13 protein-coding genes and 1 pseudogene are annotated in these 15,045 nt (G+C 73.5%); 11 read left to right on the top strand and 3 right to left on the bottom strand.

Annotated elements, in window-relative coordinates; genetic code table 11:
* The first annotated feature begins 258 nt into the window (after positions 1 to 258).
* The 8 genes and pseudogenes from AB0I22_RS13265 to AB0I22_RS13230 all read left to right on the top strand — a co-directional run bounded on the left by AB0I22_RS13265 (position 259) and on the right by AB0I22_RS13230 (position 9,002).
* A complete protein-coding gene (locus tag AB0I22_RS13265; protein ID WP_363130837.1) occupies positions 259 to 1,272 on the top strand; it encodes a LacI family DNA-binding transcriptional regulator in 1,014 nt (337 codons plus the stop codon).
* Between the two features lie 203 nt (positions 1,273 to 1,475).
* Positions 1,476 to 3,149 carry a sugar ABC transporter ATP-binding protein gene (locus tag AB0I22_RS13260; RefSeq protein WP_363130836.1) on the top strand — a complete coding sequence of 558 codons (1,674 nt, stop codon included), beginning with the start codon at positions 1,476 to 1,478 and terminating at the stop codon, positions 3,147 to 3,149.
* Entirely contained in the window at positions 3,139 to 5,091 is a 1,953-nt protein-coding gene (locus tag AB0I22_RS13255) for a substrate-binding domain-containing protein (protein WP_363130835.1), read from the top strand. The genes AB0I22_RS13260 and AB0I22_RS13255 overlap by 11 nt, the downstream gene beginning before the upstream one ends.
* Before the next feature lie 82 nt (positions 5,092 to 5,173).
* Positions 5,174 to 6,085 (top strand): annotated as a pseudogene (locus AB0I22_RS13250) (ribokinase); the annotation flags it as partial.
* Positions 6,086 to 6,318: 233 nt separating this feature from the next.
* On the top strand, positions 6,319 to 6,717 hold the full coding sequence (gene rbsD, locus AB0I22_RS13245; RefSeq protein WP_363130834.1) for a D-ribose pyranase: 399 nt from the start codon (positions 6,319 to 6,321) through the stop codon (positions 6,715 to 6,717).
* 139 nt (positions 6,718 to 6,856) lie between these two features.
* Complete coding sequence (gene xylB, locus AB0I22_RS13240) at positions 6,857 to 8,260, top strand: xylulokinase (RefSeq protein ID WP_363130833.1); 1,404 nt, start codon at positions 6,857 to 6,859, stop codon at positions 8,258 to 8,260.
* Positions 8,261 to 8,303: 43 nt separating this feature from the next.
* Positions 8,304 to 8,432, top strand: a complete 129-nt coding sequence (locus AB0I22_RS13235) for a hypothetical protein (protein ID WP_363130832.1) — start codon at positions 8,304 to 8,306, stop codon at positions 8,430 to 8,432.
* A gap of 192 nt (positions 8,433 to 8,624) precedes the next feature.
* Positions 8,625 to 9,002: a hypothetical protein gene (locus AB0I22_RS13230; protein ID WP_363130831.1), complete on the top strand. Its 378-nt coding sequence runs from the start codon at positions 8,625 to 8,627 to the stop codon at positions 9,000 to 9,002.
* Positions 9,003 to 9,062: 60 nt separating this feature from the next.
* Here the strand turns inward: AB0I22_RS13230 and AB0I22_RS13225 are convergent, their stop codons facing one another.
* From AB0I22_RS13225 to AB0I22_RS13215, 3 genes are read right to left on the bottom strand one after another with little or no spacing between them, the layout of a single operon-like run.
* A complete protein-coding gene (locus AB0I22_RS13225) occupies positions 9,063 to 9,920 on the bottom strand; it encodes a sugar phosphate isomerase/epimerase family protein (protein ID WP_363130830.1) in 858 nt (285 codons plus the stop codon).
* On the bottom strand, positions 9,917 to 11,074 hold the full coding sequence (locus AB0I22_RS13220; protein ID WP_363130829.1) for a dihydrodipicolinate synthase family protein: 1,158 nt from the start codon (positions 11,072 to 11,074) through the stop codon (positions 9,917 to 9,919). The genes AB0I22_RS13225 and AB0I22_RS13220 overlap by 4 nt, the downstream gene beginning before the upstream one ends.
* Positions 11,071 to 12,222: a Gfo/Idh/MocA family oxidoreductase gene (locus tag AB0I22_RS13215; RefSeq protein WP_363130828.1), complete on the bottom strand. Its 1,152-nt coding sequence runs from the start codon at positions 12,220 to 12,222 to the stop codon at positions 11,071 to 11,073. The genes AB0I22_RS13220 and AB0I22_RS13215 overlap by 4 nt, the downstream gene beginning before the upstream one ends.
* A 364-nt stretch (positions 12,223 to 12,586) precedes the next feature.
* Between AB0I22_RS13215 and AB0I22_RS13210 the strand changes: the two genes are divergently transcribed.
* From AB0I22_RS13210 to AB0I22_RS13200, 3 genes are all read left to right on the top strand, one after another.
* Positions 12,587 to 13,399, top strand: a complete 813-nt coding sequence (locus AB0I22_RS13210; protein ID WP_363130827.1) for a sugar phosphate isomerase/epimerase family protein — start codon at positions 12,587 to 12,589, stop codon at positions 13,397 to 13,399.
* 79 nt (positions 13,400 to 13,478) lie between these two features.
* Positions 13,479 to 14,102 (top strand): helix-turn-helix domain-containing protein, encoded by a 624-nt coding sequence (locus AB0I22_RS13205; protein ID WP_363130826.1) that lies wholly within the window; start codon positions 13,479 to 13,481, stop codon positions 14,100 to 14,102.
* A 126-nt stretch (positions 14,103 to 14,228) separates the two neighbouring features.
* Positions 14,229 to 14,900, top strand: coding sequence for a hypothetical protein (locus AB0I22_RS13200; protein ID WP_363130825.1), 672 nt, complete (start codon positions 14,229 to 14,231; stop codon positions 14,898 to 14,900).
* Positions 14,901 to 15,045 lie beyond the last annotated feature (145 nt).

The raw sequence follows: 15,045 nt of genomic DNA, 5'->3' as shown, positions 1-15,045 counted from the left end.
CCGCATCCGGCCGAGCCGGTGGCCCCGTCCGGGCTGCCGGACCCAGTGGAGCCGTCGCATCCGGCCGAGCCGGGCTCGGGGCTCGGCTCACCCCTGCCCCGCCCCCTGCCCTCACCCCTCGCCCTCGCCCTCGCCCTCGCCCTCGCCCTCGCCCTCGCAGTCACGATCGGATGTCACCCCCGTCCCCCTCTTGACCCACACCCATGTAATCGATTCCAATCTCCCGTGTAATCGATTCCACAACGAGGTGGTGCGCCCATGGCGGGCATCGGCATCAAAGACGTGGCCGGTCGCGCCGGCGTCTCCGCGGCCACGGTTTCCCGCGTCCTCAACGACCACCCCTCCGTACGCCCGGACACCCGCACCCGCGTCCTCGCGGCCGTCGCCGAACTCGGCTACCGTCCCAACGCCGTGGCCCGCTCGCTGCGCACGGACCAGACCCGCACCCTCGGCCTCGTCATCAGCGACGTCCTCAACCCGTTCTTCACCGAGCTGGCCCGCTCCGTCGAGGACGCCGCCCGCGCCCTCGGCTACAGCGTGATCATCGGCAACGCCGACGAGCGGCCCGACCTCCAGGACCACCACGTCCGTACGCTCCTGGACCGCCGCATCGACGGTCTGCTGGTCAGCCCCACCGACGGCGGCTCCCCCCTAATGCTCCAGGCGGCCCGCGCCGGCACCCCCATGGTCTTCGTGGACCGCTGGATCGCGGGCGTCGACCTGCCCGTGGTCCGTACGGACGGCCGCGCCGCCGTAGGCGACCTCGTCGCCCACCTCCACGCGCTCGGCCACCGCCGCCTCGCGATCATCGCCGGGCCCGCGGCGACCACCACGGGCAGCGAGCGCGTGGGCGCGTTCCGGGACGCCTTGCGCGCGTACGGGCTCGCGCTGCCCGCCGAGTACATCGGGCAGGGCGACTTCCAGGCGGACAGCGGGCGGCGCGCCACGGCACGCTTTCTCGACCTGCCCCGGCCGCCCGAAGTCGTCTTCGCCGCCGACAACTTGATGGCGCTCGGCGCGATGGACGAGATCCGCGCGCGGGGCCTGCGGGTGCCCCGCGACCTCGCTCTGGCCGCTTTCGACGACACCCCCTGGTTCGTGCACACCGACCCGCCGGTCACCGCCATCGCCCAGCCCACCGGCGAGCTGGGCCGCGCCGCCGTCCGCGCTCTGATCGACGTCGTCGAGGGCCGCGGCGCCGAGTCCGTCACCCTGTCCGCCCGTCTCGTCAAGCGCCGCTCCTGCGGCGAGTCCGAAGGGAGTGACCGTTGAAGGACCGCCCAGACCCGAAGAAGCCAGACCCGAAGAAGCCAGAGCCGCAGAAGGAAGAACCGCAGAAGGAAGAGAAGAAAGCGCGGCCGGGCCCGTCGAAGGACCGGCCGGACCAGACACACGGCCGCACAGACCCGCCAAAGGACCGCCCAGACCCGACGCAGGACCGCTCAGACCCGCCGAAGGACCGTACAGACCCGCCGATGGACCGCCCCGGCAGCCCGCCGAAGGACCGTACAGGCCCCCCGCCCCCCGACCCCGTCGAACTCCTCCGCATGGAGGGCGTCCGCAAGACCTTCCCCGGCGTGGTCGCACTCGACAGCGTCGACTTCGATCTGCGCGCCGGCGAGGTGCACGTCCTGCTCGGCGAGAACGGCGCGGGCAAGTCCACGCTCATCAAGATGCTCTCCGGCGCCCACCGCCCGGACGCCGGCCGCATCCTCGTCGGCGGCGAGCCCGTACGCATCCACGGGGCGCAGGACGCCGAGCGGCACGGCATCGCCACCATCTACCAGGAGTTCAACCTCGTACCGGATCTGAGCGTCGCCGAGAACATCTTCCTCGGGCGCCAGCCGCGCCGCCTCGGCTTCGTCGACCGCAAGGCGATGGAGAGCGCCGCCGCCGAGCTGCTCGACCGGGTCGGGGTCGATGTCGCGCCGCGCACCCGCGTGCGCGAACTGGGCATCGCCCGGCTCCAGATGGTCGAGATCGCCAAGGCGCTCTCCCTCGACGCCCGCGTCCTGATCATGGACGAACCGACCGCCGTGCTCACCACCGAAGAGGTGGACAAGCTCTTCCGGATCGTCCGTGGGCTGCGCGAGAACGGCGTCGGCATCGTCTTCATCACCCACCACCTGGAGGAGATCGCCGCCCTCGGCGACCGCGTCACCGTCCTGCGCGACGGCCGCAGCATCACCCAGGTCCCGGCCGACACCCCCGAGGACGAGCTGGTGCGGCTGATGGTCGGCCGCTCCATCGAGGCGCAGTACCCGCGCGAGAGCACCGGCGTCGAACAGGCCGCGGCGCCCCTGCTGCGCGTCGAGGGCCTCACCCGGGGCAACAGTTTCCAGGACATCGGCTTCGAGGTGCGGCCCGGTGAGGTCGTGGGCCTGGCCGGGCTGGTCGGCGCGGGCCGTACCGAGGTCGTACGGGCCGTGTTCGGCGCCGATCCGTACGACGCGGGCACCGTCGAAGTGGCAGGCCGGCCGCTGCCGCGGCACGACGTCAACGCCGCGCTGGAGGCCGGGATCGGCCTCGTGCCGGAGGACCGCAAGGGCCAGGGACTGCTCCTGGACGCCTCCGTGCAGGAGAACCTCGGCCTGGTCACCCTCGGCCGCGCCACCCGCGCGGGCCTCGTGGACCGGGCCGGCCAGCGGCGGGCCGCCGCCCGGATCGCCGAACGGCTCGCGGTCCGGATGGCCTCGCTCGACCAGCACGTACGGACCCTCTCCGGCGGCAATCAGCAGAAGGTCGTCATCGGCAAGTGGCTGCTGGCCGACTCGAAGCTGCTGATCCTCGACGAGCCGACGCGCGGCATCGACGTCGGCGCCAAGGTCGAGATCTACCAGCTCATCAACGAACTGACGGCGTCGGGCCACGCGGTCCTGATGGTCTCCAGCGACCTCCCCGAGGTGCTGGGCATGAGCGACCGGGTCCTGGTCATGGCCCAGGGGCGGATAGCGGGCGAACTCTCCGCCGAGGACGCCACGCAGGACGCCGTGATGGCCCTGGCCGTGCAGACCCGTCCTGCCATGCAGCCCCGTCCTGCCGTACAGACCCGGACGACCGCGCAGACCCAGCCAGCCGTACAGACCCGGCCGACCACGACAGCGGAGAAGAACGCCGAGAAGGATGGGGAGGGCTCCCGTGGCCACTGACACTCTCAAGGGCGACCGCCCCTCGGGCGCGGCCCCCGTGCTGCGCCGACTGCTGCTCGACAACGGCGCGCTGAGCGCCCTGGTGGTGCTGGTGGTGGCGATGTCGCTGCTGTCCGGCGACTTCCTGACCACCCAGAACCTGCTCAACGTCGGCGTGCAGGCGGCCGTCACCGCGATCCTCGCGTTCGGCGTCACCTTCGTCATCGTCTCGGCGGGCATCGACCTGTCGGTCGGTTCGGTGGCCGCACTGTCCGCCACCGTGCTCGCCTGGACGGCGACCTCCGAGGGGCTGCCCGTATGGCTGGCGGTCGTGGTCGCCGTCGGCACCGGGATCGCCTGCGGCCTGGTCAACGGCGCGCTGATCGCGTTCGGCAAGCTGCCGCCGTTCATCGCGACGCTGGCGATGCTCTCCATAGGGCGCGGACTCGCCCTGGTCGTCTCCCAGGGGAGCCCGATTCCCGTCCCCGACTCCGTCTCCGGGCTCGGCGACACGCTCGGCGGCTGGCTGCCCGTACCGGTCATCGTGATGGTCGCGGTCGGCGTCGTCACGGCCGTCGTGCTGGCCCGTACGTACATCGGCCGCACCATGTACGCGATCGGCGGCAACGAGGAGGCGGCGCGGCTCTCCGGCATCCGCGTCAAGCGCCAGAAGCTCGTCATCTACGCCCTGTCGGGGGCCTTCGCGGCCGTCGCGGGCATCGTCCTCGCCTCCCGGCTCTCCTCCGCGCAGCCGCAGGCGGCGTACGGCTACGAACTGGACGCCATCGCGGCGGTCGTCATCGGCGGGGCCAGCCTCTCGGGCGGCGTCGGCAAGGCGTCCGGCACCTTCGTCGGCGCGCTGATCCTCGCCGTGCTCCGCAACGGCCTCAACCTGCTGTCCGTGTCCGCCTTCTGGCAGCAGGTCGTCATCGGCGTCGTCATCGCGCTGGCCGTGCTCCTCGACACGCTGCGCCGCCGCGCCGGGGCCTCCCCGGCCCCCGCGGGCGCGTCCGGGCCGGGCGGCGGTTCGCCGGGCGGGCGGCCGGTGAAGATCGCGATCGGCGCGGTGGCCGTGGCGGCGGTGGCGCTGGCCGCGGTGTTCCTGCGGCCCGGCGACTCGGGCGGCACCACCAAGGTCGGGCTGTCGGTGTCGACCCTCAACAACCCCTTCTTCGTGCAGCTGAAGGCGGGCGCGCAGGCCGAGGCCAAGGCGTCCGGGGTCGAACTGACCGTCACCGACGCCCAGAACGACGCCTCCCAGCAGGCCAACCAGATCCAGAACTTCACCAGCCAGGGCGTCAAGGCCATGATCGTGAACCCGGTGGACTCGGACGCCGCGGGCCCGTCCGTCAAGGCCGCGGGCCAGGCCGACATCCCCGTCGTCGCCGCCGACCGGGGCGTCAACAAGGCGTCCGTGGACACCCTCGTGGCCTCCGACAACGTCGCGGGCGGCAGGCTCGCCGCCAAGACGCTCGCGGAGCGGCTGAACGGCAAGGGCACCATCCTGGTCCTCCAGGGAACGGCCGGCACCTCGGCCTCCCGCGAGCGCGGCCAGGGCTTCCGGGAGGGGCTGAAGGCGTACCCCGGCATCAAGATCGCCGCCCAGCAGCCCGCGGACTTCGACCGCACCAAGGGACTGGACGTGACGACCAACCTCCTTCAGGCGCACCCGGACGTGAACGGCGTCTTCGCCGAGAACGACGAGATGGGGCTGGGCGCGGTCAAGGCCCTGGGGTCCAAGGCGGGCAAGTCCGTCAAGGTCGTCTCCTTCGACGGCACTCCGGACGGGCTCAAGGCGGTCGAGGACGGTTCGCTGGCGGCGACCGTCGCGCAGCAGCCGAAGGAGCTGGGCAGGCTGGCCGTGCGGAACGCCGTCAAACTGACCAAGGGAGAGAAGGTCGGCGAGACGGTGAAGGTGCCGGTGAAGGTCGTCACCGCGAAGAACGTCGCGGACTTCTCCTGAAGCCGCCGTAGTGCCGTAGTCCCCCGCAGTCTTCGCCGCCTCTCGTCTGCCTCTCGTCTGTCTTCGAAAGGAACACATCACCATGCACGGCGCGCACCGCTACGACCTCCTGGTCGTCGGCTCGGCCAACGCCGATCTGGTGGTCGGCGTCGAACGCCGCCCCCAGGCCGGTGAGACCGTACTCGGCTCGGACCTGGTCACCCATCCGGGTGGCAAGGGCGCGAACCAGGCCGTGGCCGCCGCCCGGCTCGGCGCCCGTACGGCCCTGCTCGCCCGGGTCGGCGACGACGCGCACGGCAGGCTGCTGCTGGACGCGCAGCGCGCGGCGGGCGTCGACACCGGCGGCGTCCTCGTCGGCGGCGCGCCCACCGGAGTCGCGCTGATCACCGTCGACCCGTCCGGCGACAACAGCATCGTCGTCTCCCCCGGCGCCAACGCCCGGCTCTCCCCCGAGGACGTACGGGCGGCGGGCGACCTGCTCGCGGCGGCGCGGGTCGTCTCCTTGCAGTTGGAGATCCCGCTGGACACGGTCGCCGAGACCGTACGGGCCGCGGGCCCCGAAACCCGCGTCGTACTCAACCCGTCGCCCCCCGCGCCGCTGCCCGACGATGTCCTGGCGGCCTGCGACCCGCTCATCGTCAACGAGCACGAGGCCCGTTATCTGCTCGACGGGCACCCGTCGGGGGCCTCCGACGACCCCGAGGCGTGGGCCGCGGCGCTGCTGGAGCGCGGCCCCCGCTCGGTGGTGGTCACCCTGGGCGCGGCCGGCGCGCTCCTCGCGGACGGGGACGGGCCGCCGGTCCGTGTGCCGGGCATCAAGGTGGCGGCGGTGGACACGACCGGCGCGGGCGACGCGTTCACGGCGGCGCTGGCCTGGCGGCTGGGCGTCGGCGACGGCCTGGAAGCGGCGGTCCGCTTCGCCACACGGGTCGCGGCGGCGGCTGTCACGCGGGCCGGCGCCCAGGAGTCGTATCCGGCAGCGGGGGAGGCACTGCCCGGCGGTGCGGAGGGGGGCGGGGCGGAGGAGGGCCGTCCCGATGAGGGCGGTGCCGACGAGCTGCCCGATCGACCGGCCAAGACCAAGGACGAGGCCGACACCGGCTCCGGCTCCGGCACCGGCACCGGCACCGGCACCAAGACCAAGGCCGAAGCCGAAGTTGAAGCTGAAACTGAGACCGACACCAAGGCCGACGGCCCGGCTTCCGCGCCCCAACAGGGAGAGCGCCGGTGAAGAAGTCCGGCATCCTCAACCGTCATCTCGCCGGGGCGATAGCCCTGTTGGGCCACACCGACACGGTGCTGGTCTGCGACGCGGGCATGCCCATCCCGGACGGCCCCGTCGTCGTCGACCTCGCCTTCCGGGCCGGAGTGCCCTCCTTCGCCGAGGTGCTGACCGGGCTGCTCGACGAGTTGGTGGTGGAGTCGGCGACGGCCGCCCAGGAGGTGCGGGCCGCGAACGCCGGGGCCACGGAGCTGCTGAACGGTTTCTTCCCAGCCCCCGACGCCCTGCGATTGATCCCCCACGAGGAACTCAAGGCGCGTACGGCCCGCGCCCGCCTGGTGGTCCGTACGGGCGAGGCGCGCCCATACGCGAATGTGCTGCTGCACTGCGGGGTGCCGTTCTGACGGCCCCCATGGTCACCACAGGCCCCATCACCACCACACCCCCCAAGCCCCCCGCCCCGGCCCTTGACACCCGCCCCTAGGATCCAATGGCGTCCCTGCGCCTGACCAGGCGTCATTCCCGTACGGAAGTGGATCCGCCATGCCGACAGTCGCCGGAGTGGACTCCTCCACTCAGTCCTGCAAGGTCGTCGTCTGCGACGCCGACACCGGAGAGGTGCTGCGCCAGGGCCGGGCCACTCACCCGGACGGCACCGAGGTCGCCCCCGAAGCCTGGTGGCGGGCGCTCCTCGACGCGGGCGACGGACTGCTCGCGGACGTGGACGCCATCGCGGTCGCCGGCCAGCAGCACGGGCTGGTCGCCCTGGACGACCAGGGGGCGCCGGTGCGCGACGCCCTGCTGTGGAACGACACGCGTTCCGCGGGGGCCGCGGCCGACCTCGTGGCCGAACTCGGCGGCCCGGAGCGGTGGGCCGAGGCGGTCGGCACCGTTCCGCTCGCGGCCATCACCGTGGCCAAGCTGCGCTGGATGGCCGAGCACGAGAGCGCCCTCGCGGACCGCACCGCGCAGGTGATGCTGCCGCACGACTGGTTGACGTGGCGGCTGCGCGGCGGCCCCGGCTCGGGCGCCGAACCGGTCACCGACCGCGGCGACGCCTCCGGCACCGGCTACTGGTCCCCGGCCTCCGGCGACTACCGCCGCGACCTTCTCTCCCTGGCCTTCGGCGGCCGCTCCCCCGCGCTGCCGCGCGTCCTCGGCCCGTACGAGAGCGCGGGCCGCACCCCGCACGGGGCGCTCGTCGCGCCCGGCACCGGCGACAACATGGGCGCGGCGCTCGGGCTCGGCATCGGTCCGGGCGACGTGGTCGTCTCGCTGGGCACCAGCGGCACGGTCTTCGCGATGGCCGAGCGGCCCACCGCCGACCCGTCCGGCGCGGTGGCCGGCTTCGCCGACGCCACCGGCCGCTTCCTGCCGCTGGTGTGCACGCTGAACGCGGCCCGGGTGCTCAGTTCGACCGCCCGCATGATCGGCACCGGGCTCGGCGACATCGACCTTCTCGCCCGTACGGCCGAACCGGGCGCGGGCGGTCTGGTCTTCCTCCCCTATCTGGGCGGTGAGCGCACCCCCAATCTGCCGGACGCCACGGGCAGTCTGCTGGGCATGCGCACCGACAACATGCGGCCGCCGCAGCTCGCGCGGGCAGCCGTGGAGGGGATGCTGTGCAACATGGCCGAAGCGCTGGACGAACTGCGCGCCCGGGGCGTCGAGGCGCGCCGGGTGCTGCTCATCGGAGGGGCCGCGAAGGCCCCCGTGGTGGGCGAGATCGCCGCCGACATCTTCGGGGCGCCGATCACGGTGCCCGAGCCCGAGGAGTACGTGGCGCTCGGCGCGGCCCGCCAGGCCGCCTGGACACTGGCCGGCACCCCCGAACCGCCGTCCTGGCCGCTCACCAGCTCCCGACTGATCCCCGCCCCCGCTGACGGCGCGTCGGGCCGCCGGGTCCGGGCGGCATACGCGCGGGCGCGCGCGTCGTCGCACGGCTGACCCGCCCCGGCGGCACCGCACCCAGGCCCGATTTCTCACAGCGATGCGATGTACGGCGCCGTACTACGAGGTGACGCGCTACAAGGCGCACTGCGAGACGTACTACGAGGCGACGCACTACAAAGCGCACTGCGAGACGCACTACGAGGGGGCCCGACCGGCTGTCCGCTGAGCGGCGTTGCACCGGTCCGACCCCCTCGGCCCCCCTCAAGGCCGGCTTCCCTGATTCCCCCCGGATCCCTCCCCAGGAAGCCCGATGCCAATTACGACCCGCCGATGCCCCCGAGGGTTGCAGTGATTTCCCGGAGTTATTCATCCGTTACTCAAGGTGCTGGGATATCGGCACAAACGTAGCGTTGTGACCATGACTGAGGATGCGCTGCACAACGATGTCATCGACGCGCTGGGCGATCAGCGGCTCAAGGCAGTCGCGGGTCTCCTCGGTACGGACACCAAGGAGGCCGCGTCCGTCGTACGCGCCGCGGCGACCGCGCTGAAGGTGCCGGCGGCCGAGGTGGCGGCGGCCGACGAGCAGCCGCTGGTCGGGCAGGTCACCTTCGGCGGCTTCGGCGAGGGCACCGGCGGCGGCACGACCGCCGACGGGCTGGCCAGGGCCATCGGGCCGGTCGCCAGGGCCCTCGCCAACAGGACCGGGCGGCCCGAGACCGAGGTCGCGGCCGCGCTGCGGGTGATCGCCCCGGTGCTTGTGACGGTGCTCGGCCGACGGTCCGCGCGGCGCTGAGCTGGGCGGCGCTGAACGGGGCGGCGCTGAACGGGGCGGCGCTGAACGGGTGACGCCGGCTCACAGCACATGGGCGCGGTAGCGGTCGACGGTCTCGGCGAGGACCGCCGCGCCGTCGCGCGCCCATAGCTCAGGGTTGAAGATCTCCGCCTCGACGGGCCCGTCATACCCCGCCGCGTCCACCAGCTCGCGGAAGCGACGCAGGTCCACGCAGCCGTCCCCGAGCTGCCCCCGCCCCAGCAGGACCCCTTCGGGCAGCGGCGTCACCCAGTCGGCGAGTTGGAAGGCCGCGATCCGGCCGCCGCGCCCGGCGCGGGCGATGCCCTCGGCCACCGTGTCGTCCCACCACAGGTGGTACGTGTCGACGACGACGCCCACCTGTTCGGCGGGGAAACGTTCCGCGAGGTCCAGGGCCTGGGCGAGGGTGGAGACGACGCAACGGTCCGCGGCGTACATCGGGTGCAGCGGTTCGATCGCGAGCCGCACCCCGCGCTCGGCGGCGTACGGGCCGAGCTCCGCCAGCGCGTCCGCGACCCGCTCGCGGGCGGCGGCCAGGTCGCGGCTGCCGGGCGGCAGGCCGCCGGAGACGAGGACGAGGACTCCGGTGGGCAGGGTGGCGGCCTCCTCGACGGCGGCCCGGTTGTCGGCGAGGGCGGCGGCGGGGTCGGCCGCGGTGAGGAAGCCGCCCCGGCAGAGGCTGCTGACGCTGAGTCCCGCGTCCCGTACGAGGCGAGCGGCGCGGGCCGGTCCGTACTCCTGCACCGGCCCGCGCCACAGCCCCACGTGCCGGACTCCGGCCGCCGCGCAGCCGTCGACCAACTCGGGCAGCGACCACTGCCGGACGGTCTCCTGGTTGATGCTGAAGCGGTCCGCGCCGCTCGCCCCGGCCGTCTGCGACCGGGGGCCCAGGCCGCTCACCCCGGCCCGCCGTGGCCGGCGATCAGCGCCTTCATCCGGGCCTCGGCCCGTTCGGGGTCCGGGAACAGGCCGAGCGTGTCGGCGAGTTCGTACGCGCGGGCGAGATGCGGCAGGGAGCGGGCGGCCTGCGCGCCGCCGACCATCGTGAAGTGCTCCTGGTGCCCGGCCAGCCAGGCGAGCAGGACGACGCCCGTCTTGTAGTGCCGGGTCGGCGGCTGGAACAGATGGCGGGCCAGCTCGACGGTCGGGTCGAGGAGCGCGTGGAAGCGCCGGACGTCACCGGTGTCGAGGACGCGTACGGCCTCGGCGGCGAACGGGGCCAGCGGGTCGAAGACGCCGAGGAGGGCGTGGCTGAAGCCGCGGTCGTCGCCCGCGATCAGCTCCGGGTAGTGGAAGTCATCGCCGGTGTAGCAGCGCACGCCGCGCGGCAGGCGGCGGCGGAGCGCGACCTCGCGGCGGGCGTCGAGGAGGGAGATCTTGACGCCGTCGACCTTGTCGGGGTGGGCGGCGATGATGTCGAGGAAGGCGCCGGTGGCGGCGTCGAGGTCGGAGTTGCCCCAGTAGCCGTCGAGGGCGGGGTCGAACATGGGGCCGAGCCAGTGCAGGATGACGGGTTCCGCGGCCTGGCGCAGCAGCCGGCCGTAGACCTCGTGGTAGTCGTCGGCCGTGGCGGCGCGGGCCGCCAACTGGCGCGAAGCCATGATCACGGCCTGCGCGCCGCTCTCCTCCACGAGGGCGAGCTGCTCCTCGTACGCGGCCGTGATCTCGCCCAAGGTGTGCGCGGTGCCGGGCGCGCCGAGCTGGTCCGTTCCGACGCCGCAGGCGATCCGGCCGCCGACGGCCTTCGCCTCGGCGGCCGAACGGCGGATGAGTTCGGCCGCCGCCGGCCAGTCCAGTCCGGCGCCGCGCTGCGCGGTGTCCATCGCCTCGGCGACGGCGAGTCCGTGCGCCCACAGGTGGCGGCGGAAGGCGAGGGTGGCGTCCCAGTCGAGGGCGGCGGTCCCCCGGTCGGCGGAGGGGGCCGCGACCACGTGGGCGGCGGCGAAGACCGTACGGGAGGCGGGCGGGGCGCCCGCCGGGGCGTGCGCGGCCGGTTCGGCGCGCGGCTCGTACGTGCGCGTCCCGCCGTCCTCGGTGGGGAGTTCGATGGTCACAGGGACAGCTCCGGTACGTCCAGGCGGCGTCCTTCCGCGGACGAGCGGAGGCCCAGTTCGGCGAGTTGCACGCCGCGCGCGCCCGCGAGGAGGTCCCAGTGCCAGGGCTCGTCCAGGACGACATGGCGCAGGAACAGTTCCCACTGCGCCTTGAAGCCGTTGCCGAACTCGCCGTTGTCCGGAACCTCCTGCCACTGCGCCCGGAAGTCCTCGGTGGCGGGGAGGTCGGGGTTCCAGACAGGCCGCGGAGTCCCGGCGCGGTGCTGGAACCGGCAGCGCCGCAGCCCGGCGACGGCCGAGCCCTCGACGCCGTCGACCTGGAACTCGACCAGTTCGTCGCGGGCCACGCGCACCGCCCAGGAGGAGTTGATCTGCGCGACGGCCCCGCCGGCCAGCTCGAAGATGCCGTACGCGGCGTCGTCGGCGCTCGCCTCGTACGGCTCGCCGTGCTCGTCCCAGCGGCGCGGGATGTGCGTGGCGACGTGCGCCTGCACGGTCCGTACGGGGCCGAAGAGCCCGTGCAGGACGTACTCCCAGTGCGGGAACATGTCGGCGGCGATGCCGCCGCCGTCCTCGGCGCGGTAGTTCCACGAGGGGCGCTGGGCGGGCTGCCCGTCGCCTTCGAAGACCCAGTAGCCGAACTCTCCGCGCACGGACAGCACGCGGCCGAAGAAGCCGCTGTCGACGAGCCGCTTCAGTTTGCGCAGGCCGGGGAGGAACAGCTTGTCCTGGACGACGCCGGTCTTGACGCCCGCGTCGCGCGCGAGACGGGCCAGCTCCAGGGCGCCGTCCAGGGTGGTGGCGGTGGGTTTCTCGCAGTAGACGTGCTTTCCGGCGGCGACGGCCTTCCGTACGGCGTCCTCGCGGGCCGCGGTGACCTGGGCGTCGAAGTAGACGTCGACGGCCGGGTCGGCGAGAACGGTGTCGAGGTCGGTGCTCCATGCGTCGAGGCCGTACCGGGCGGCGAGGGCCTCCAGCCGGGGCGCGGAGCGGCCGACGAGGACCGGCTCGGGCCAGAGCGCGGAGCCGTCGCCGAGGTCGAGGCCGCCCTGCTCGCGGAGGGCGAGGAGGGAACGTACGAGGTGCTGGTGGTGGCCCATGCGACCGGTGACGCCGTTCATGGCGATCCGCACCGTCCTGCGCGTCATCGCGGCGCCCCCTTCCGCAGCCGCCCGCCGCGTCCGTGGCGGGCGCCGGCCACTGATCGAGAAGCTAGCGCGGGGCGGCGGCGTCCACAAGAACGACTTCTGGGCAACGGTCGTCCGCCGCACCCCCACGCGACGAGATCCGCGGCCGTCGTCCGCCACGCCCCGCGCAACAAAATCGACGGCTGTCGTCCGCCACGCCACAAGACCGACAGCCGTGGTTTGCCACAGCCCCCGCAACGAACTCGCCGACCGCGACCCGCCCGGCATCCCCGCCCGCCGCGCCGCGCGCGACATGGTTGACCGGCGCGGTGCCGCTGCCTAGCGTCCGGCGAGGGGATCCGCCGACCATCATCCGGGAGTCCGCATGAAGTTCGCCTTTTCCACTCTCGGCGTGCCCGGCACGCCCGTACTCGACACGGTGCGGCTCGCCACCGACCACGGTTACGACGGCGTCGAGCTGCGCGCCCACCCCGAGGAGGCCGTGCACCCCGGCATCGGGCCCGGGGAGCGGGCGGCGGTGGCCGAGGAGTTCGCGGGGGCGGGCGTCGCGATCCTGGCCGTCGCCGGCTACGCGCGCGTGGCCGCGCCCGGCGACGACGGGCCGGTCCTGGAGGAGCTGGCCGGGCTGACACGGCTGGCGGAGGAGTTGGGCGCGCCCTTTGTGCGGGTCTTCCCCGGCGGCGGGGACGAGCAGTCCCCGGAGGACGCCGACGCGACGGCTGCCCGGAGGCTGGGGGCCGCCGCCCCGGACGCCGCCGACCGCGGTGTGCACCTCCTCCTGGAGACCCACGACTCGCACGCCCGGGGCGCGGACGCGGCTCGGGTGCTCGGGCCGGTGGGCCACAAGAACGTCGGCGCGCTCTGGGACGTACTGCACCCCTGGCTGGCCGGGGAGAGCCCGACGGCGACCTTCCCCGCGCTCTCCCCGCACCTCGGATACGTACAGGTCAAGGACGTGGCCTCGGCGGAGGACACCGCGCCGCTGCCGCTCGGCGCGGGCACGGTGCCGCTGGCCCAGTGCGTCGGCCTGCTCGGGGCCGAGGGCTGGGACGGGTGGCTGTGCTGGGAGTACGAGAAGCGGTGGTACCCGCACGCGGAGCCGCTGGAGGGGCTGCTCGGGCCGGGCCTGGAACACCTCCAACGGCTGGTCGAAGCGGCTCCCGACAGCACCCGGTAACGCCCCTTCCCCCGCTGACCAGGGCGTTTAACCAGTCGGTTGAACCGTATGATTAAGACTCGGTGAGAGGCGGGGGCGCATGACGACGGACACGAAGGACCGGCTGATCGAGGCCGCGACGGCCGTGCTCAAGACGCACGGCTACGCCGGTGCCAGCGCCCGTACGATCGCGAAGGCGGCCGGCGCCAACTCGGCGCTGGTCTTCTACCACTTCGGCGGCGTCGACCAGCTGCTGCTCGCCGCGCTGGACCGGTCCTCCGCCGAACGGATGGCGCTGCACTCCGCCACCGTCGCCCCGATCCGCACCATCGAGGAGCTGGCCGACGCCGCCACCCGCATCTACCGCGACGACCTCGCGGGCGGGCATGTCGCCGTCTTCTGCGAGCTGGTCGCCGCCGCCGTCGCCAAACCGGAGCTGCGCGGTCCGGTCAGCGAACGGGCGCAGCCGTGGCTCGCCTTCGTCGAGGAGACCCTGGAACGCGTCCTCGGCGGAACGCCGCTGGCCCGGCTGACCCCGCCGCGGGAGCTGGCGAACGCGGCCATCGCCTTCTACCTCGGGGTGAACCTCTTCACCGTGCTGGACACCGACCGGTCGCGCACCGAGTCGGTGTTCGCGTTGATGCGACGGCTGGCCCCGCGCGCCAAATTGCTGACGCTGCGACTGCCCAAACGGCGTAACGGAGTACGGCGCGCCGCTGATTAACGCCGCCTCGGGGCGCACGATGGGCCCATGCGTAACGGTGGTTACCCATCCAGCCGACGATTCCGGGCTCGCGCGCCCGACGCGGAACCGCGCCGAGGCTCCGTTCGTCAAAGTGGCGTGCTGTTGGTGAGTCTCCGCAGAGCGGTGTCGGCCTCGCTGCTGGCTGCGTTGCTGACCTCCCTCTCCGCCGCCTGCGGCCAGCAGCACACCGCCGCCGGCGCGCCCCCCTCCACTAGCGCCGGTGGCGGTTCGCCCTCCGCGTCCACGAGGTCCTCCCCGTCCACCGGAGCCCCCGCGACCACGCCCCCGGGACCGTCGTCCACGTCCCTGGGGCCGTCCACACCCCCGGGCGCGTCCACGGCCGCCCCTGGCTCGACCACGGTCTCCCCTGGCGCGTCGTCCTCTCACGACGACGGCCGTCCCCCCGCGGGCCGTATCGACACCGGCCTCGCCTATTTCGCGAGCGCCCCCGGCGCGGGCCCCGACCTGCACTCCGTCATCCGCGACCGGGCGGCCCTCGACGCGTTCGCCGCCAAGTTCGGCCGGCGCGGCCAGGACATCCGCGCAGCGGCGGCGGACACGGACTTCTCCCGGACCGCGCTGGTGGGCTGGTCGCGGACGACGGGCTGCGACCACTGGCCGTCGGCGTCGCTGGTCCGGTACGGACACACGCTGACGATGCGGGTGCCTCGGCACGCCGAGCCGCCGCCCGAGTGCCTGGCGGCGTTCCAGGTGGTGGCGGTCTTCGAAGTGCCCAAGGATCGGATCACATGGCAACCGCGTTTTGCCGCCAAGTGACCGGAACCGACCGCAGTCGACTGCCTCGTCTCGTCCCCAACCACACTCGTACCCAGGCCCGTCCTCGTCCGAACTATTGACCGATCGCGGCTCTACGGCTATCCGTTTCCTCCTGGGCCCCTCCGCACCCGAGGACCCGCCGGCC

Origin of the sequence: Streptomyces sp. NPDC050610 (genome assembly GCF_040654875.1) — a bacterium.
Lineage (GTDB): Bacteria > Actinomycetota > Actinomycetes > Streptomycetales > Streptomycetaceae > Streptomyces.
Note: the sequence above shows the minus strand (reverse complement) of the source record. Positions and strands in the feature narration are given on the sequence as shown.